Genomic DNA, 18,531 nt, shown 5'->3' with positions numbered 1-18,531 from the left:
CTATCGGCTCGCGGCTGGGTGAGCTACGGGCGTCAAATTGCTTCTCGCTACTGTACCGGAGATCAGTCCTGCAAGTGTGTAGGTTCCGGCGCCTCGGCAGCATCTTCCGAGCCGGACTTTGCGCCGTCAGCCGTCGCGGCATCGACCGTCGAATCTAGTTCAGCCACATCAACCTCACTAGCTACATCAGTATCAGTTGCTACGGCTGACTTTTCCGCCTCCGCGAACTGCTCTGCGTCACGCATGGGCACCAGCGTCGCCTCGCCGTCGGCAAGCAGTCGCTCGGCCCACTCCTTGGCGAGGTCGTCGGATAGGCCCGAGTCTGCGAAGTCGTCGTCCGCGTCTGGCTCGTCAGCATCGTCGTCTGCACTCAAGATGGGATCAGCGAGCAACGAGTCGAAAATCGCGGCGCCATCGGCGCTCTCGACGTCGTCATCGTCATCATCGGCAGCACTGGCAGCGCTCGCCGCGGACGCGTGGGACAGAGCGGGCGCATCCTTCGCGATCGTCGACAGCAGTCCGTTAACGAACTTGGCCGAGTCATCGGTGGAGAGCTGTGTCGCCAAAGTCACCGCCTCGTCGATCGCGACCGAGGTGGGTACGTCGTCGTTGCAGAGGATCTCCCACGTGGCGATGCGTAGTAGCGCACGGTCAACTCCGGGCATGCGCGCCATGGTCCACTTGGGCGACGCATCTTGGATGATCGCGTTGATCTCAACCCAGCGGGATACGACACCACGCACAATCTCGACGGCGTAGACCGGAAGCGGCGTCTCGCGCCCTGACAGCAGGATCCGCTGGTCGAGCGTGGAGGAGGCGTTGTAGCCACGCTGGTCCGCCTCGAAGAGTACGTCCAGGGCGCGCTTGCGTGCCTTGGTACGGGCTCCCACTAGTCGTTCACGCGGGAGAGGTATGCACCGCTACGGGTGTCGACCTTGACCTTGGTGCCAACGTTGAGGAACAGGGGAACCTGGATCTCACGGCCGGTCTCAAGCGTCGCAGGCTTGGTTCCACCCGAGGAACGGTCGCCCTGCAGGCCGGGCTCAGTGTAGGTGACCTCGAGGACCACTGACATGGGGAGCTCGACGAAGATCGGGTTGCCGTTGTTGGAGCCGATCTGCGCCTTCTCGTTTTCGAGCAGGAAGTCTTTGGCGTCACCCATGATCTCAGGGCTGACGGGGACCTGGTCGAACGTGTCGGGGTCCATGAAGATGTAGTTAGCACCGTCGTTGTACAAGTACTGCATGTCGCGGCGATCCACGGTCTCGAACTCGACCTTGGCACCGGCGTTGTAGGTCTTGTCGACGACCTTGCCGCTGAGGACGTTCTTCATCTTGGTGCGGACGAAGGCGCCGCCCTTGCCGGGCTTCACGTGCTGGAAGTCGGTGATCGTCCAAAGCTGACCGTCGATCTTGAGCACGGAGCCGTTCTTGATGTCGTTTGAGGTAGCCACGAGTGTCGTCCTTGCAGTACTTGGTTGCGTAAAGGTGTTCTGAGGTTCAGAAGTCCGTAGACGATTCTAGCGGACGCAGGGCGGGGCTCCCCCAATCTCCTGCTCCGTTTTAACGGTAGGTGCCAGACGGCTTCAGCCAAAGCGGTCGGATTAGTGCACCCGTGCCGCGATCGCCTCAAGAGCCAAGCGGTATGAGTCCGCGCCAAATCCGGCGATCGTGCCCGTCGCCACACCAGAGATGACCGACGTGTGGCGGAACTCCTCGCGGGCTGCGGGGTTGGTCAGGTGAATCTCAATGAGCTCGTGTCCAGCGGCAGGCACTAGCGCGCAGGCGTCACGCAGCGCATAGGAGTAGTGAGTGAAGGCCGCCGGGTTGATGACCACGTGCCAGCCTTCGTCCACGGACTCGTGCAGCCAGTGCACCAGGTCCGACTCGTCGTCGCTCTGTCGGACTAACACCTCAAGGCCGAGATCACTCCCCCACTGCATCGACTGCGCCACGACTTCTTGGTGGGTGGTGTCGCCGTACTTCTCGGGCTCGCGCGATCCGAGTCGTCCCAGATTGGGGCCATTGATGACGAGGACTGTGCTCATGCGGGTCAGCCTACTAGGAGAGACTCCGATGCAGGTGTTGCTACGCCGCTAACGCAAGGTGCGCCTTGCCTCCGATACGCTCGGGCTGTCTTCGTCCATCAACTGGAGCTGGCTGGAACCACACCTGGCCGTCGCGGATAGCGATCCCCCACCCATCGCGGTGGATCCGGTGGTGACAGGACGTACACAAAAGCACGCCGTTGCTCAGGTCCGTTCGGCCGTTGTGCTTGGCCCACCAGTTAATGTGATGCGCCTGGCAGAACGATGGTGGCGCATGACACCAACTGCACCCTCCGTCACGTTCGGCGAGCGCCAGACGCTGGGCCCTGGTGAAAAATCTGTCGTGTTTCCCTACGTCAAGAGGCAGGCTGTCGCCGCCCATCACCATTGGTACCACTTGAGCGTCCGCGGCCATCGCCCGCAACGTTCCTACCGAGATGGGGCCACGGACTTGGTCGCATTCGCCCAGGGCAAGGTCATCCTCGAGGTCCTTCACGTCCATGCGCAGCACCACAGTGGTCTTCACGCCAGACGTGGGCTTGTCGCAGTCGAGGCCGTGCTGCGCGAGCGACACAAGTGCATCAATGCGGATCTGGCCTGCCGTCCGCTCATCACTCAGCGCGGCGGCTCGCGCCCGGCATCGCTCTACCGCAGATAGGCGACCGAGTCCCCGTCCCTCACCAGCCACAACGCCTTCGCCCTCGTCGAGACCCTCGTCAACAATGTCGTTCCCGTCGGCCCTGGGAGTCTGCCGCCGCTGTTGGAACGCCCAGCGCACCTGCGCCTCAACCCACGCCTTCAGTGGCGCGGCAGAGGCGGCGTCTAGCCTGGCCGTCAGCACGGTCATACCGTCCGCGTCTTCGGTGAAGAAGAGGGTGCGCGCTTCGCGTTGCCTTTGCTCACGCGCCGCCACATCCTTGGGGGACAACCACGCCCGTTCACGATCGCAGGCCCTTCGCAGCTCCCTGATCGACAGTTCCTGGGCCTTGTCGACAAGGCGGCGCTCATATTCGCGGAGTTCCGCATGGGCAAGTTGTTTGGCTTCGGCCTGCTGATCCGTTTCACCGTTGAGGCTCCCACCCGAAGCAGTCGCGTCAAACTCCAAAACTTCATCACCGGCGCCGTTTGGCTCAGATCCAATCGGCGTGTGTTCACCGGCATGCGCGTCACTATTGGTTTCACCATCCGTTGCATCACGGAGCTTCACCAGCGCGTTGGAGCGCAGTATCGGTTCGATTGCGTTGAGCGTCTTGGCCACCAGCGCGGCCGCCTCACTCCCAATAGCGCCCGCTGCCACCGTCTTGGTCAAGTACGGATGCTTCTCAACAAGAACGAATCGCCGCGCGTTCTCGTCGCCACGTGGTGACGAACCATCGCGATAGTTTGCGCCCTGATCACCGGCAGCCTGCTCGGAACAATCACCAGTTGGAGGGGCCTCGCCAAAGCCCGCATGATCCGGCGGAGCTTCTCCTCCAGACCCCGGATCGCCCATTCCGAGTGAAAAGTCAGGATCCCCAGTCAAACCATCCACATGTGCTGAGTCACCGCCACCCGGAGCGACCCCAGACTCAAGCGTGTCACCTCCGGGAACGTATTCCTCCACCCTCACGGCAAGAGCCTTGCCCACATCCAGCAGTCGCTTCGCGTCGTAAGTAGAAGCGCCAAGAAGCTTTGCGAGCATCTCCTGCGGGGTCGAGAAGCCCTCGCGTCGAGACAACCCAGCAACACCGAGCTGGGGTGCGCATCGGCTTCCAAACTCCCCCGCCACGTCAATCACGAGCGCATCAAGGGACCGGCGAACCTTTCCCAGCGCGACGATGATGTCGTGCAACTGAGCCGGAGCGAAGTCCGCGCTCTCCACGCCGTCGAACTGGCTCACGGCAGCCAGTTCGCGAACGAGGAGTTTCGGGGAAAAGGTCATGACTACAGTCAATCACCGGGGTCTGACAAACAACATCAAAACCCATCAAACAGTGGAAAAGTTCTTCCTACGGAATCCTGTGGACATCAGTCAAGTCGCGACGGGCGCTTGTGGAGGGATGCCCGCGGCAAGTGCGTCCTAGCGACGCCAGTCCTCTGGCGACCGCCCCGCCAGAAAGCCGAGCGGAAGGCGCGGCAGAATGCCGAGTGGAACGCCACGTTGAAGGCCCAGCCGAAGTCCCAAGAACTCGCAATAGCTGCACAACCGAGTAGCGTCGTCGTACGCCTGGCAGCGCACGAACCCCAGCCCTACCGCGAAACGGCGTCGTAGGCGGCAATCAACAGCGTCGGATCCGGCCCCTCGAACCGCACCGGATTCCCGATCCCCTGCAGGATCACAAAACGCAGCATGTCCCCACGCGTCTTCTTGTCACGCTTCATGGCGAGGTGCAGCGCATCCCAACGCCCACCTGCATACGTGACGGGCAAACCGAGCGCGGACAGCAGCGAACGGTGCCTCTCCACCTCCGCCTCGGTCAATTTGCCGGCAAGTCCTGCTAGCTCGGCCGCGTAGACCATGCCCACGGACACCGCCGCGCCGTGACGCCACTGGTACCGCTCGGTGTACTCGATCGCGTGCGCGAAGGTGTGCCCGTAGTTCAGAATTTCGCGCAAGTGCGATTCCTTAAGATCCGCACTCACCACGTCAGCCTTGACCTGCACCGCGCGCCGGATCAGTTCCACAAGAACAGGCACGGCGGCCGGGTCCAACGATCCATCACCGGCGGCCGATGCCCCAGAAACCCCAGCGCCCGTCTCGCCACCGGCACGCGAGCCATCCTGCGCGTCTACGGAGCGCAACAGCTCAATATTGTCCTCGGTCAGCGACAAGATCGACAGGTCGCGGATAAACCCGACCTTCACGACCTCGGCCATTCCGGCCACAAGGTCGTTGCGAGGAAGGGTCGACAGGAACGACACGTCGCACCACACCGATAGCGGCTCGTGAAACGCGCCCACCAGATTCTTGCCCTCAGTAATGTTGATGCCGGTCTTTCCTCCGACAGCAGCATCGACCATCGCCAGCAACGTCGTAGGAATCTGAATGACTCCCACGCCGCGTAGCCACGACGCCGCCACGAACCCGGCGAGGTCCGTCACCGCCCCGCCGCCCAGCGCGATCACCACGTCGGTGCGCGTGAACTCGCTCTTTCCCAACACTCCCCAGGCAAAGGCGGCGACCTCGGCGGTCTTGCCAGCCTCAGCATCGGGAACCTCGACCAGAACCCCAAGACGCCCAGACTCATCGATGAGTCGCTTCAGGTAGTCAGCCTTGCGCTGCAGCGGCTGCGAGTGCACCACCAGGACGCGCGCGGCCTCAGCGGGAACCGATGCGACGGCCTCCTCGAGCAAGTCCGTTCCTACCGTGACGTTGTAGGGCGCGGCGCCGGTCACCGAGATGACGTGGCGAAGGTCTGAGTCACTCATTCGGTCGGTTCCGTTCCCGCAATCTCGTGGGCGATTCGCTTGGCGTTCAGGTGATCCGTGCTGACAGTCCGAGTGGCGAGGCGCTCATAGATGGGCCTGCGCTCCGCCATCAAGGTCGACCACTGCCTGCGTGGATTGCCCACCAACAGCGGGCGCGCATTATTCAGGCCCACGCGCGGCGCGGCCGCAGACAGCGACACGTCGAGGAAGATCACGTCCCCCCCGGCCTCGGCGTACTCCGTGAGCCGTTCCTGTGTGGACTCGTCGAGGATCGCTCCCCCGCCCAGTGACAGCACGCCCTGGTGCTCGGCGAGCGCAGTAGCTACCGCAGCAACCTCGAGCGCGCGGAACGCCTCCTCGCCGTCGTCCAGGAAGATGTCCGAGATCGACTTGCCGGACGTGCGCACAATGTCGTCGTCGGTATCGCGGCGCTGCACGCCCCACTCCCGGGCCAGCCCCTTCGCAACCGTGCTCTTCCCGGAGCCGGGGGGACCGATCAGGACCGCTCGCGGTCCCACGGCCGATGCTGCGGCTGCCTTTGCCTCGGAACCACCGGCCGATGCCGGGGTCACCTTTGCGCTCGGGGGCGCCTGGGCGACCAGCGGGTGCTTGGGCGGTTCAGGCTTGGGATGGCCGGGCGTGGAATCCGGCATCAGCGCAGCGTGTCAGGAATGGCGGCGACGTAGCTCTCGATGTTCCTGCGCACCTCGGCGACTGAATCCCCGCCGAACTTCTCAACCACGGCATCGGCGAGTATGAGGGCAACCATTGCCTGGGCGACCACGGCGGCCGGAGCCACCGCACAGACGTCCGAGCGCTGGTGAATGGCCTTAGCGGCCTCGCCGGTCGCGGTGTCAATGGTGTCGAGCGCGCGGGGCACGGTGCTGATGGGCTTCATCGCGGCACGCACGGTCAGCGGTGCGCCGTTGGTCATTCCGCCCTCGACGCCGCCGGCACGGTTGGTGCGACGGGTCACGCCGTTGTCGCTGTACTCGATCTCGTCGTGAGCCTGCGAGCCGCGGCGTCCGGCGGTGCGGAAGCCGTCGCCGACCTCGACCGCCTTAATGGCCTGTATGCCCATGAGCGCTCCGGCGAGTCGGGAGTCAAGACGACGGTCCCAGTGCACGTGGCTGCCGAGTCCGACGGGAACTCCGTACGCGACAACCTCGACTACGCCACCCATGGTGTCGCCGTCCTGCTGGCATGCGTCGATCTCTTCGATCATGCGCGCGGAGGTTTCCTCGTGGAAGCAGCGAATGGGGTCCGCGTCCAGCGCGGACGTCGCGTCAGCCGGAGGCAGCGGGGCGTCCTCGGGGACCGCGATAGGGCCTACCTGCACCGTGTGGCTCACCAGTTCGATGCCTGCCACCTGACGCAGGAACGACTCGGCCACGGTTCCGAGGGCCACGCGGGCGGCGGTCTCGCGTGCCGATGCTCGCTCCAGGACCGGGCGGGCGTCCTCAAAGCCGTACTTGGTCATGCCGGCAAGGTCGGCGTGGCCGGGACGGGGGCGCGTCAGGCTTGCCGCACGGGCGCCCTTGAGCTCCTCGGGATCCACGGGGTCCGCTGACATCACGGTCTCCCACTTGGGCCACTCGGTATTGCCCACCATGATCGCGACAGGACCACCCTGGCTAAGTCCATGGCGGACGCCGCCCAGGAACGTGACCTGGTCCTTCTCGAACGACATGCGCGCACCGCGGCCATAGCCGAGTCGGCGGCGAGCCAGCGCGTCCTGAACCTCGGCCGTGGTGATCTCCACTCCAGCCGGAAGTCCCTCGAGGGTGCCCACCAGTGCGGGGCCGTGCGATTCTCCTGCAGTGAGCCATCTAAGCATGGGCTTCATTCTGCCATGCAAAAGCCGGGCCCCCGGCAGGGGCCCGGCTTCGCGTGGGCTTGGGTAGTGGTTGCGCTTAACCCTCTGCCGATTCCTCGGTGCCGGGTAGTGGTGCGAAGGCGTTGGGAACCTGCTCGTTGGGCGAGTATGGCGCAATCTCGCCCTCGTTGTCCCCCGGGAACGAATACAAGGGGTCGATCAGCGAGAACACCAGTCCGGAGATGTTGATCGTGACGTCCTCTTCCGTCAGCGCAACGCGGCCAGGTGATTCCTCTGTGACGTCAGCCTTGGTGATCGTGAAGTTGGTCGCAGTGTAGAAGCGATCGATCTGCGTCTGCATCTCCTTCATGAAGCTCAGCACCTTTACCGGGTCGCCTTCAGTCGCGATGGTGACCGGAATCCCGACCAGGCCAGCAAAGGCCGGCTCCGGTACACCGGGCGCGACGGGTGGAGGAACCTCAGACTCCCCCTCGGCTCCCTCTGATGGGGCGACGCTAGGCTCTGCGCTCGGCGACGGAGACGGAGACGGCGTAGCGCCCTCCTCGTCGTCTGACGTAAGCGTGGGTGGCTCGTAGCCCTCGGTGAGCGTGCCAATAACCTGCTCCGGGCGACCGTAAGTGACCTCCAGTGAGGGAAGATCGTATTTGGCGAGCGTCGAATTAATCAACCGCTCGAGATCGGCCTGCTCCACCGTAGGGGGCATGTCCAGCGAGATCTTGCCGATCTCTTCCTCCCACTCGGGAACCTGCTGTTCCTTAGTCTGGGCCGCCAATATCTGAATCTCGAGCAACTCGTTATCACTCATTGCGAAGGCCGCGTTCTCGCGGGCCACCGCTCCCTTGTCAAGCTCCGGGGAGATGAGCAGGAAGTAGGCAAGCGCCGCTATCACGACCGCGACCAGGAACGCTCCGAGGAGCCAAAGTCCCGTTTGTTGTTGCTTCATTAGTTGGTCTCCTCTTCCGTGGTCTCCACGGGCTCTTCCCTCACCGGCGCCGTGGGTTGGGTGGTCACCGTGCGGTCTGAAAGCGCGGTAAATGACACGCGAGTGGCACCGGCGTACTCCCAGTACACGGTGTCGGTGTCCTCGTTCGATTCGAGCTTGTTGACCTCGATCCACGTGTCGTAGTACCCGGGCACGGCGTTAATCGCCTCGACGAGATCGGCAGCCAGTTCTGGAGAAGCCGCCTGGCCGGTGAAGTTCAACGTGCCCATGTCGTTGAGACCAAAGATGGTGCCGTCGGAGCCAGCCGGCCCATAGGGGGTACCCTGCGCCATCACCACGTCGGTGAGCGACATGTCCTCAGGAACAACGTCCAGCAGTGCGGCGGTGTAGTCGCCCCAGATGATGTCCGATGATCCGGCCCACTGCCGGGCGAGGACCGAGTTGTCCTTCTGGTCCTCGATCACCTTGACGTAGTCATAGGAGGCGAGAGTCTCGACTAGCTCGGGCCGTCGTTCCTGTTCGTAGGCGAGGTCCGATTCCGCGGAGGTCCGAGCCGAGTACGCGAGGAACCAGGCGGCGCCCAGCATCAGCACGAACAGCACGAGCCCCACGGCAATCATCACCTTGGCGCGCCCCTGGGTTCGCTTTGCCTCAATCTCCGGAGGAAGCAGATTCACCTGTGCCGAATGCGGTGCATTCACACTTGCTGGAACGGGATTCACGACGCCTCCCCAAACGCTAGGCCAATGGGCAAGGGCAGTTGAGCCTCACGCCCAGTGAGCAATTCACGCGGAACCTTCTTGCCTATAGTTACGCGCGCAAAGGAATTTCCGTAACTAACGGAGAGCCGGATAGACGACGCAATAAACTGTCCGAGGCCAGGCAGGTGGGAGCCACCACCGGTGATGACTACCTGCGCGATCTGCTCCCCCGGGTTGTTGCCGGAGTAGTACACAAAAGTGTTGCGGATTGAGTCGAACAGCGACCTGGACGTGGCCGTGACGGCATCCTGACCCGCCTGGAAGTCGGGGTGAACCTGCGCACCAATAGACATGTTGCGCTTGACGTCGTCGGCCTCTTGCGCGGAAATGCGCAGAGCGGTCGCCACCGCGTCAGTCACGTCCTGGCCACCGTTAGGCAGGATGCGCACCAGTCGAGGCATCCCGCCGTTCGCGATGATCACGGTGGTTACGCGGGCACCAATGTCAACGAATGCCACAATCTTGCTGCGCAGCTCGTCGGTCATCTGCGCCCGCATCAAGGCGAACGCATTCAAATCGACCATCACCGGGCGTAAGCCCGCATTCTCGATTGCGAGAATATGCTGCGACACCGTGGCCTTGGGAGCGGCGACGAGCATGCCGCGAAGCAGTTTTGTGCTCTCCCCCTCGCGCTCGGCGGTTGGGAAGAAGTCAAGGAGCGCCTCGTCAGTCGACATTGGCAGCAGCTCCTGAACCTGGAAAGGCAACGATGTCCGCAACTGATTCATGGGAAGTTCCGGTAGATCGATCTCACGCACTACCACCCCAGCGGAGCCCACTCCAATGTGCACCTCTTTTGAGCTGAAGCTAGAGCCGGCGAATGCCTTCTTGATGGCCGTACCCACTGCAGTGACATCGACAATCTCGCCGGCCTGCACCGTGCCGCGCGGGAGCTTCTCCGCTGCGAAGCCAATGAGCGTCCCCGATCCGGTCGCAGGAGTGCTCTTTCCTGAAAATTCAACCTCTGCAACGCGCACCTCTGTCGCGCCGATGTCGAGGCCTATTCGCCTGACTGCCACGTCGTCTCCTTTGTCAAAGCTTCGGTCATGCTTATCGGTCTGTTTGCCGTTTTACTCAAGTTCACAAGAATCACTACCCGCCCCACGAGAGCGCCCAATCGATGTACCACTGCGCGATCGCGTCGCCGGCGAGGATTCCCACCCACGCTCCGCCAATCAAAGCTGGCCCATACGCTAACCTGACTCCCTTCACGGACCGGTGGCGCGCAATAGCGATCACCGCGCCCACGGCACCCAGAAGTGGCCCGGCAATAGCGCCGACTGCCAACGTTGACCATCCCAGAGCACCCAAGACCAGGCCGAATAGTACGCCCGTCTTTACGTCGCCGAACCCAAGCCCCTTGGGGTACGCAAACCACATCGCGAAATAGAAGCCGCCCAGAATGAGGGCGCCTAGAATCGCGCGGGCGAGAATCCACCACTCCCCCTCTACCCATGTATAGGCAAGTAGCGCTACCGCGGAAACCACGATCGACGGCAGCACCAGCTTGTCGGGGAGTCGTTGATGCTCTAGGTCTATCGCCACCAAAGCCACTGAGATCACGACCAAGTAGGCGAGCAACACTGCCAGAATGGACAGCCCGAACTGCAAGGCGACCAACGCGAACATCGCGGCCACGATCAACTCGACTAGCGGGTAGCGCGCGGAGATAGGCCTCCTGCAGTGCCGGCACCTGCGGCCCAGCCACAGCCACGACAACACCGGAATGTTGTCGTACCACGCGATTGCGTGCTGGCAATTGGGGCATCGACTGGAGTCCTTGACCCAGTCCATCCCCGAGGGTATCCGCGCTATCAGCACGTTGGTGAAGGAACCACATAGGAGTCCAAGCGCAGCAGCGACAGCGACCAGTGGCCACGCGCCCAACTACGACACCTCTCGCTTGTACAGTAACTCCACGATGAACCCTGAGGAGGACTCCGCAGCGGACACGAGGTCCACTCCAGGCACGCCGACGTTCATGTACTCAAAAGTCGCCGGAGTGTGGATCGTGAGATCGCCACCGTAAACCTGGCCGATAAAGGCGCTGCTGTTGTTAATGTCTACGCGACCGGGTGCGTACCAGAACGACTCAATGGGCGAGTTCACCGTCATAGGCGTGCTGTTCTTGATGAAACCGGTACCCGTGCTGTGCGGAACGATGACCCACAGCTTGTGTGGTTGGCCGTCTCCTGAACTGAAAGTCAGCGGGTTCGAGGTGGTGAAGCTATTGGTGAAAATCGCCGTGTCCGCGTAGAGGTTGAAGGCGAATCCACTTTCAGTCTTGAAACCCGATGGGCACGAGCGCATGTCAAACACCGTATCGGTGGCAGGGAGATTGATCGGCCCCTTGATCGAACCAATCCAGCCCGCGTAGTTGCACTTGTCAATCTCGGAACGCTCCCACGGCTTCATGGGGTACTGAGTGTTGATCTGATTCGCCAGGTCCGCCTTGTCGAGCTTCTGGAAGCCCGCCCAGTCCGACGGCGTGTAGTTGATGACGGGCAGACCCACGGGGGCGATGTTCGGGATCGAGGCAGCCCCCACGTTGTATCGCGCGCTGCCCTCCGCGTTGGCGGGGTGGTAACCCACCTTTGAACCGCCAACAAGGATGTCGCCACCCACATAGAGCGGGTTACTCGTGGTGAGGTCACCGCTACGCACCGTCAAATTTCCGTCCACGGAGTACGTGCTCGACGCAGTGGAGTCGTTCTTGAAGCCGTTCTGCGCCCAGGCGTTTCCGCCAACGTGGCACTGCGAATTGGGGAACCGAATGGAACCTTGCGGCACAATGAGCGAGCCGTCGAGCTTGGCGCCACCGCTGCAGTCCCAGTCACCGTCATCTAGCCACACGTCTGCGCCTTCGTCGAGGATCTTAGGGGACAAGGTGAATCCTGCACCTACCCCGATGTCAGCTGCGGAGAAGATCGCGGCGTCCTGCGAGAGATCAGTCCGCGGCACCAGGCTCAAGTTGGCTTCGAGAACGCGAACCGGATCTAACCCGGGGCTGTCCTCCTCGCCCACCGATGTCGCGCGCACGGTAGCCCTGGTGGGTAGACCGGCGAGGGTCCCCCCCGCGCAGCTGATCGGGGTCGCGGACAGGTCGTTGTAATAGGTGATGTCAACGGTCACATCGGTTGCTTGCGTACCGCTGCCGAAGTCCTGTGGCGCGATGGTGCACGGGGACTCCGTCTCCAGCTTGGCCATCGTGGCGTCGATAGCAGCCTCCGCGGTGTGAATCTCCGTGGTGCGCAGTCGGTCACGGCCGGAGTCGTTCGAGGCTGTAATAGTTTGCGCGATCACTAAGGAGGCCACCAGAATCCCAACGAGCGCTACACCCATGGCAGCGACGAGTGCAACACCACTGTCGTCATTGGACTGGCGAATCCTGGTTCGAATCATCTTTGAACTCCTCATACCGATGGAATTGATGCGCAATAGTCTGGTGAATAGCCGAACACCGTGTTGCGTCCCGTCACCACCGACGTCACCGATGCAGGCTTGGCGTCTGGGTCCGACTTAGGGTCCCCCATGCGCAGCGTGATACGAATGTTCTGCGCCTTAGTGTCGATGGTGCCCGTCGCGGTGGTCGTGTCAACCCAGAAAGGCGGGTAGGTGGTCACGTCACCGGACACAAACGACCCTGCCGGCGCCTCGACGTTGTTGGCGACGCTCGACCAGTTGGTGGTCGACGACGGGTCGCCCGCGTCCCATTCCCGGAACTCCAGTCTGCCGAACTTATCTGCCGGGGCGTCAAAAATGACGCGCCACTGAGCGCACTTATCTTCGCCATTTTCCTGCGTGTACACCCGCAGGGAGTAATTTGATGGCACACCCGCCTCGGTGATGCCATCGAGAGATGGATCGAGGATCACATTTCCAGAGCGCACCTGGCGGTCGATCTGCGAAATTCCGAGTCGTGCCTGTTCCACGGACCGAGTACGAGCGAAATTATCGTTGCTTTGGTTCAACATTGTGATGAAGAGCCCAAAAATAAGCGCCATCAGAATCGAAAAGATTGTCATCGAGATGAGCAACTCGACGAGGGTGAAGCCCTTATCCTCTCGCAAGGACGTCTTGCGCCCTATGGCGCCGCGGCTAGGCATTGTCCTCGGGTTCCTTGTACGAGGCCGCTGCCTGCGATCCGTTAATCATGGTGCTCACGGAGAGGTCAAACGGAGCAATCGACGCGTCAACGGGCACCACGTAATATTTAACGTTGACGGTGATGGAGCCATTACGGGCGTCGATTGCGCAGGCGGTCAACTTGCACGCTGGGTCCGTTCCCTCGGTGGTGGTGGAACTGGGCGACACCACCACACTTCCGCTCGCAGTGACCGATGCAAGCGGCGTCGTCCACGTCGCTGCACCCAACGCCCTAGTGACGCTCTGATTCACGGAGGCGCTAATCGTCGAGTAGCCACTCCCGTTCCAGTAACTGACGGTGGCGTTGCGGGTGATGGTAGGCGCTGCAGAAGTCTGCTGGGATCCTCGTTGGGCACTCACGTTGTCGTGATACCCACTCACGGTCACGAGACCCTGAGGTGCGTCGCCGTCATCCCACGAGGTGGACCCGGTAATGACCGCCCCGACGTTGATATCGCCAATGGATCTATCCGCTCCGGCGGACACGCAACCGGCGTCTGAGAGCACCTGACAGCCCGTCACGGAGTTCCCCGCCACGCCAGGCGCGAAGCGACCGGACCACGCTGTCTCCGTGCTCGTCCCCGACTCATGCTTAACCCTGCCGAGCCGCAGCGATTCGGAACCGAAGTTGAGCGACATGTAGCCCGAATTCACGTTTGAGGCGCCAAGGACGGCGGATGCGCAGGGATTCGAGGCTGGCACGGTCGCGGCCCCTACGCCTGTGTTGCAGGCCTGCAGCACCGAGGCGTCAAGATTGCCCTGGCGCCTGTCGTCCGAGCGTGCGTCCATGGACATGCCCACCCCTGCACCCGCGGAGATTGTTTCCGTCGAGTTCGAGGCAGACGCTGTGACGTCAGTCGGATTGGGCGGCGCGGCGCCTACGGTTACCAAGTCATCCGAGGCACGCAGCGTAAAGGAGCCGTACCCGTTGGTCCAGCCCTTTTCCTGCGGGCGGTTAGCCACGATGTTGTCATCGCGGAGCGTGCCGCCGTACCGCACGTACGAGTCGACTATGCTCACCTGCTGGCTGGAGGCGCGCGCGGCGACTCCACTGGTTGACATCTCGAAGGAGTAGAAGGAACTTCCGGGCAGCAGGGGAAGCTGGTTCCCGCGGTTGGGCACGGTGCCGGGGTTGTCTGGATCGTCTGCCACCGAGGACGTCGCGGACATCACCACGTTGGAGGACGTGGAGGCCGAATAGAAGAGCGCCTGGCATGACGCGAGGAACGGCGCGTTGTTGAGGTCACCGCAACCGCCCGAGGGCGCATAGGCAGTAGAGAAAAGTACCGTCGAGGAGACCTCGCCATTGGTGCGCTGAGTCCATTCCACGACGACGGCCAGACCGCGAGCGGCATCGTTACCCGCCTGATCAACGGTGACGTAGGACTTGACGACGTACTCATCGCCGCGACCCGAGGGGTCAAACTTGATCGCGATGTTGGAACCCGTACCGTCAAAGAGTGGCGCCCAGGGTTGCGAAAGCTCCTGATCGTTGGAGCCCGCGGCGGCGACCACCAGAGGGACCGACACGCCCTCTGCGGTCAGGGTGTTGCCCGCCACCAGCGGATCGCTCTGTCCTATCACAGCTGAGCCAGCCGCGAGGTAATTGCTGGCCATGCCCCGCTTGAGGACGTTCCAAGGGATGGAACGCATTTGCTCCATCGCCTCGTTGGCGTACGTGGTCGCCTGCTGTCGGGATCCCGAGTCCGCGTTGGTCGTGAGCGCGCGGCCCTGGATAAAAATGATGGCCATAAGGACGATGGCCATTACGAGCATAGCGACGATCAACTCAACGAGCGTGAAACCTTCGTCACGCTCGCTCAGCAGACTGCGCCGGACTCGATCCTGCATCGCGCTCTCCCTTTTGGACAAGTACGTAGTTTTGAGTGGAACTGCATTGTGCGGGTGAGGTGCTCAATGGCACCTCACCCGCACAATGCACTAGGTAACTATTAGCAGGTACCGTCTTCGAGGCCACCCTGTGCGGAGTACTTCACGCCGGTCGCAGACACGTCGCCCTTGGAGTTAGAAACATCAACACACCAGTTGGTTGAGTCGTTAGCGGACTGGTCGCCCGTGAGCAGCAGTACGTTGTCCGATGCCTTGCTGACGGTCACGCCACCAATGGTGTAGTCAGCGCCAACCGAGGCCTGCGCAACAACGGGGCCCGTGGGCGAGTCAACAAAGTACGTTGCAATCTCCTTGCCGAGGGTCGAGACGTCTGCACGTGCCGCGGTGTCCTCGGCCTTCTTCCGCTGCGAAAGGAAGATCGGGATAGCGATAGCCGCGAGGATACCGATAATGATCATGACGACCAGCAGTTCGATGAGGGTGAAGCCCTTGTCCTTCTCGTTAATGCTCTTCTGAATACGCGCAATCATGGCGTGCTCTCTTTCATTTTCAATGGGTTAGTAAATCAAAGAACTGCCACATGGGTGACAGCTCCCTTGGTGGTGGTCGCTTACGCTCGCGCCGCCAAAGTCTGTGTGTAGTTATGAGGTCAAAAGAATCAATTGATCAGCTCGAATACGCCGAAGATTGGCATGTAGAGCGCGATGATCATGCCGCCAATCACGCCGCCGAGCACCGCGATCATGAGTGGCTCGATCAGCGAGGTCAGGGCGTCAGTGGTCGCCTCTACCTCTTGGTCGTAGAAGTCGGCGATCTTGTCGAGCATGTCGTCGAGTGCGCCAGTGTCCTCACCCACCGCCATCATCTGCACCACCATGGGCGGAAAGACGGGGTGCTCAGAGAGTGGCTTCGCGAGTGAGTTTCCTTGACGCACGGATTCGCGGACGTCCTTGGCGGCGTGCTCGATCACGATGTTGCCGCTGGCCTCACCCACGATGTCGAGGGACTGAAGAATCGGCACACCTGCCCGCAGCATGGCGCCCAGGTTGCGCGTGAACCGCGATACGGCGATCTTCTGGATGAGCGTGCCGAAAACCGGAAGTTTCAAGAACAGCGGTTCCACCTTCTCGCGGAACTCGAGCTTCTGACGGTTCTTCTTCCACAGGAACATGCCAACAAAGATGGCGATCACGATGGGCACAAACCCCACCTTGAGGAACGTCGATAATCCCACAAGAATCTTGGTGGGAGCCGGAAGCTCGCCGCCCAGGTTGTCGAACATCTCCACGAACACGGGGACGATGAACAGCAGCATGCCAATCACGGCGACAATGGCGATGATGAAGACCACCACGGGGTACGTCATGGCCGACTTGATCTTGCCGCGAAGCTTGACCTCGTCCTCAAAGTTCTTGGCGACGGACTCGAGGACGCTGTCCAGGAATCCACCGACCTCACCGGCGCGCACCATGTTGATCATGAGCGGGGGGAACGTCTCGGGGTGCTTACCGAAGGCGGCGGAAAGCGATACGCCGGACTCGACGTCGTTGCGCACCTCGGCGATGATTCGCGCCAGAGCAGGGTTCTCGGTCTGGTCGGCGAGGATTGATAGGGAGCGCAGCAGCGACAGGCCGGAGGCGATCATGGTGGCCAATTGGCGCGACAGGATCGCAATGTCCTTGAGCTTGATGCGGTTGGAGATTCCCGGGATATTGATCTCGGTCTTCAGCCCACCGGTCTTGACCTCATTAATCGCGACGGGCGCGAGGCCCATCTCGCGCAGGCGCCCCGCAACTGCCGCCTCCGAAGGCGCCTCGATGGACCCCTTCTGCATCTTTCCCTGAGCGTCGCGGACAGAGTAGTCAAACTTCTTTGTGGCAGTTGCCATCAGTTCGCCCCCTCCATCGCGTTCGAGTTCTGGCCCCGCCCGCAAAGGCGGTTGAAGTCCTCATGGTTGTGGCACGTGTCAAGACCCGACTGATAGGAGATGCGTCCCTGACGAACGAGTTCGGAGAGGTGCTGGTCCATGGTGTGCATGCCGAGTCTGGAGCCCGCCTGCAAGCTCGAGTAGATCTGGTGTGTCTTACCCTCGCGAATCAGGTTTCGGATGGCGGGAGTGGCGACCATGACCTCGGTGGCCACAGCTCGTCCCGGGCCGTCCGAGCGGCGGCATAGCGCCTGACACACCACTCCCTGGATGGCGGTGGCGAGCTGTGTGCGCACCTGTCCCTGCTGCCCCGAGGGGAACACGTCGATGATGCGGTCGATTGTCTGGGCGCTGTCCTGAGTGTGCAGCGTGGCAAACACCAGGTGACCGGTCTCGGCGGCCGTCAGGGCCACCTGGATGGTCTCCAGGTCTCGCAGCTCACCGATGAGGATCACGTCGGGGTCCTGACGCAGCACATGCTTCAGAGCCGCGCCAAAGGAGTGGGTATCCTCTCCCACTTCGCGCTGGTTGACCAAGGACTTCTTGTGACGGTGCAGAAACTCAATAGGGTCTTCCACGGTCATAATGTGTCCCGCACGCTGGCGATTCACCAGGTCTACAAGCGAGGCGAGCGTGGTCGACTTACCGGAACCCGTGGGACCCGTGACAAGTACCAGACCTCGAGCCAAGCCGGCAAAGTTGCTGACGCTCGGAGGAATTCCCAGAGACTCGAGCGGCTTGATCTCATACGGGATGACGCGGAACGCCGCACCAATCGAGTCTCGCTGCTGGTACAGGTTGACGCGGAACCGCGCCTCGCCCAGGAGTGCGTAGCTGAAGTCCAGCTCGAGGTTCTCCTCGAAGGTCTCGCGCTGCTTCTGGGAAAGAATGTTGTAGATGGAGCGTTGCATGCTGTCCGGCTGCTGAATTCCGAACTCCTTGAGGGGCTGGAGTTCACCATCCAGGCGCACCATGGGCTGCGCGCCCGACGTCAGGTGAAGGTCCGACGCACCGACTGCGAGCATTCCACGCAGCGCTGCCTGGAGATCGAGGTCACCTGCACGGGCATCGTCAATACGACGGCCGGGTTCCACGGAAGAACTCTGGGGTACGACGGGTGTCGCGCCCGACTGAGGCTGCCGGCCTGGAGTCTGGGTAGGCACCTGCCCAGACGCGGGAGGCTGCGTAGGTAGCTGTCCAGAAACCGGCGGCTGCGAGGGCGGCCGAGCCGCTACGGGCTGGCGCATCGGGTCCTGACCGGAAACCGACTGACGCGGAGGAGCCTGGTGCGTTTGCGGTGTGGGCGCTGGCGACTGAGCCGGTGCCCCAGGCGCCTGAACGCCGAACGATGTGCGTTGCGGAGCGCTACCAGCCATGCGCTGAGCGGCCATCTCCTCGAGAGCACTCGACGTCGCTACCCGGGGAGTCGCAGGAGCTACTGGCGCCGCCATGGGTGCGGGCATAAATGAGCCCTGACCAGGCATATTCGTGTCATTCACTGTAGCTCCACTCTCGGTCACTCCATCGTGAGTGACTCCAGGGTACGGTTGAAAACTCTGGCTCATCGCCACTCCCCAGATGTATCGGAGTGCGCGTGCACAACTTGAGACA

At 62.2% G+C, this 18,531-nt stretch carries 17 protein-coding genes; all 17 read right to left on the bottom strand.

What is annotated here, in order from left to right; translation table 11 throughout:
• Positions 1-62: 62 nt before the first annotated feature.
• The gene (gene nusB / locus AOP77_RS12630) at positions 63-890 is read right to left on the bottom strand and encodes a transcription antitermination factor NusB (RefSeq protein WP_084622577.1); all 828 of its coding nucleotides are present in this window, start codon (positions 888-890) and stop codon (positions 63-65) included.
• A complete protein-coding gene (efp, locus tag AOP77_RS11395; protein ID WP_061965896.1) occupies positions 890-1,453 on the bottom strand; it encodes an elongation factor P in 564 nt (187 codons plus the stop codon). Before efp ends, nusB begins: the two co-directional genes overlap by 1 nt.
• Before the next feature lie 150 nt (positions 1,454-1,603).
• Positions 1,604-2,047, bottom strand: coding sequence for a type II 3-dehydroquinate dehydratase (locus tag AOP77_RS11390; RefSeq protein WP_062213734.1), 444 nt, complete (start codon positions 2,045-2,047; stop codon positions 1,604-1,606).
• A 40-nt stretch (positions 2,048-2,087) separates the two neighbouring features.
• The gene (locus AOP77_RS11385; protein ID WP_062213732.1) at positions 2,088-3,968 is read right to left on the bottom strand and encodes an HNH endonuclease signature motif containing protein; all 1,881 of its coding nucleotides are present in this window, start codon (positions 3,966-3,968) and stop codon (positions 2,088-2,090) included.
• Positions 3,969-4,276: 308 nt separating this feature from the next.
• The gene (gene aroB / locus AOP77_RS11380; RefSeq protein ID WP_062213730.1) at positions 4,277-5,455 is read right to left on the bottom strand and encodes a 3-dehydroquinate synthase; all 1,179 of its coding nucleotides are present in this window, start codon (positions 5,453-5,455) and stop codon (positions 4,277-4,279) included.
• Positions 5,452-6,108, bottom strand: coding sequence for a shikimate kinase (locus AOP77_RS11375; protein WP_084622576.1), 657 nt, complete (start codon positions 6,106-6,108; stop codon positions 5,452-5,454). The genes aroB and AOP77_RS11375 overlap by 4 nt, the downstream gene beginning before the upstream one ends.
• On the bottom strand, positions 6,108-7,292 hold the full coding sequence (gene aroC / locus AOP77_RS11370) for a chorismate synthase (RefSeq protein WP_062213728.1): 1,185 nt from the start codon (positions 7,290-7,292) through the stop codon (positions 6,108-6,110). The genes AOP77_RS11375 and aroC overlap by 1 nt, the downstream gene beginning before the upstream one ends.
• Before the next feature lie 76 nt (positions 7,293-7,368).
• A complete protein-coding gene (locus tag AOP77_RS11365; RefSeq protein WP_062213726.1) occupies positions 7,369-8,235 on the bottom strand; it encodes a hypothetical protein in 867 nt (288 codons plus the stop codon).
• The gene (locus AOP77_RS11360) at positions 8,235-8,957 is read right to left on the bottom strand and encodes a PilN domain-containing protein (RefSeq protein WP_152649868.1); all 723 of its coding nucleotides are present in this window, start codon (positions 8,955-8,957) and stop codon (positions 8,235-8,237) included. The genes AOP77_RS11365 and AOP77_RS11360 overlap by 1 nt, the downstream gene beginning before the upstream one ends.
• A complete protein-coding gene (gene pilM / locus AOP77_RS11355; protein WP_062213722.1) occupies positions 8,954-10,015 on the bottom strand; it encodes a type IV pilus assembly protein PilM in 1,062 nt (353 codons plus the stop codon). The genes AOP77_RS11360 and pilM overlap by 4 nt, the downstream gene beginning before the upstream one ends.
• Positions 10,016-10,088: 73 nt before the next feature.
• Complete coding sequence (locus tag AOP77_RS11350) at positions 10,089-10,883, bottom strand: prepilin peptidase (RefSeq protein ID WP_062213720.1); 795 nt, start codon at positions 10,881-10,883, stop codon at positions 10,089-10,091.
• Positions 10,884-12,398, bottom strand: coding sequence for a hypothetical protein (locus AOP77_RS11345; protein WP_062213718.1), 1,515 nt, complete (start codon positions 12,396-12,398; stop codon positions 10,884-10,886).
• Between the two features lie 11 nt (positions 12,399-12,409).
• The gene (locus AOP77_RS11340; RefSeq protein WP_062213717.1) at positions 12,410-13,102 is read right to left on the bottom strand and encodes a PulJ/GspJ family protein; all 693 of its coding nucleotides are present in this window, start codon (positions 13,100-13,102) and stop codon (positions 12,410-12,412) included.
• Positions 13,095-14,993 carry a type IV pilus modification PilV family protein gene (locus AOP77_RS11335; RefSeq protein ID WP_062213715.1) on the bottom strand — a complete coding sequence of 633 codons (1,899 nt, stop codon included), beginning with the start codon at positions 14,991-14,993 and terminating at the stop codon, positions 13,095-13,097. Before AOP77_RS11335 ends, AOP77_RS11340 begins: the two co-directional genes overlap by 8 nt.
• Before the next feature lie 101 nt (positions 14,994-15,094).
• Positions 15,095-15,523 (bottom strand): type II secretion system protein, encoded by a 429-nt coding sequence (locus AOP77_RS12585; protein ID WP_062213713.1) that lies wholly within the window; start codon positions 15,521-15,523, stop codon positions 15,095-15,097.
• A gap of 128 nt (positions 15,524-15,651) precedes the next feature.
• Positions 15,652-16,881, bottom strand: coding sequence for a type II secretion system F family protein (locus AOP77_RS11325; RefSeq protein ID WP_062213712.1), 1,230 nt, complete (start codon positions 16,879-16,881; stop codon positions 15,652-15,654).
• On the bottom strand, positions 16,881-18,014 hold the full coding sequence (locus tag AOP77_RS11320; protein ID WP_304524095.1) for a type IV pilus twitching motility protein PilT: 1,134 nt from the start codon (positions 18,012-18,014) through the stop codon (positions 16,881-16,883). Before AOP77_RS11320 ends, AOP77_RS11325 begins: the two co-directional genes overlap by 1 nt.
• Positions 18,015-18,531 lie beyond the last annotated feature (517 nt).

This window comes from Demequina oxidasica (assembly GCF_000975115.1).
GTDB lineage: Bacteria > Actinomycetota > Actinomycetes > Actinomycetales > Demequinaceae > Demequina > Demequina oxidasica.
The sequence above is the reverse complement of the archived record's forward strand: the minus strand, read 5'-3'. Positions and strand labels throughout refer to the sequence as shown.

What these genes read in the sequence shown, in the direction of transcription:
- aroC (WP_062213728.1), bottom strand. Translation starts at nt 7,292, where the DNA reads ATGCTTAGATGGCTCACTGCAGGAGAATCGCACGGCCCCGCACTGGTG.
- AOP77_RS11335 (WP_062213715.1), bottom strand. Translation starts at nt 14,993, where the DNA reads ATGCAGGATCGAGTCCGGCGCAGTCTGCTGAGCGAGCGTGACGAAGGT.
- AOP77_RS11385 (WP_062213732.1), bottom strand. Translation starts at nt 3,968, where the DNA reads ATGACCTTTTCCCCGAAACTCCTCGTTCGCGAACTGGCTGCCGTGAGC.
- AOP77_RS11345 (WP_062213718.1), bottom strand. Translation starts at nt 12,398, where the DNA reads ATGATTCGAACCAGGATTCGCCAGTCCAATGACGACAGTGGTGTTGCA.
- AOP77_RS11325 (WP_062213712.1), bottom strand. Translation starts at nt 16,881, where the DNA reads ATGGCAACTGCCACAAAGAAGTTTGACTACTCTGTCCGCGACGCTCAG.
- AOP77_RS11340 (WP_062213717.1), bottom strand. Translation starts at nt 13,102, where the DNA reads ATGCCTAGCCGCGGCGCCATAGGGCGCAAGACGTCCTTGCGAGAGGAT.
- aroB (WP_062213730.1), bottom strand. Translation starts at nt 5,455, where the DNA reads ATGAGTGACTCAGACCTTCGCCACGTCATCTCGGTGACCGGCGCCGCG.
- AOP77_RS12585 (WP_062213713.1), bottom strand. Translation starts at nt 15,523, where the DNA reads ATGATTGCGCGTATTCAGAAGAGCATTAACGAGAAGGACAAGGGCTTC.
- AOP77_RS11390 (WP_062213734.1), bottom strand. Translation starts at nt 2,047, where the DNA reads ATGAGCACAGTCCTCGTCATCAATGGCCCCAATCTGGGACGACTCGGA.
- AOP77_RS11375 (WP_084622576.1), bottom strand. Translation starts at nt 6,108, where the DNA reads ATGCCGGATTCCACGCCCGGCCATCCCAAGCCTGAACCGCCCAAGCAC.
- AOP77_RS11365 (WP_062213726.1), bottom strand. Translation starts at nt 8,235, where the DNA reads ATGAAGCAACAACAAACGGGACTTTGGCTCCTCGGAGCGTTCCTGGTC.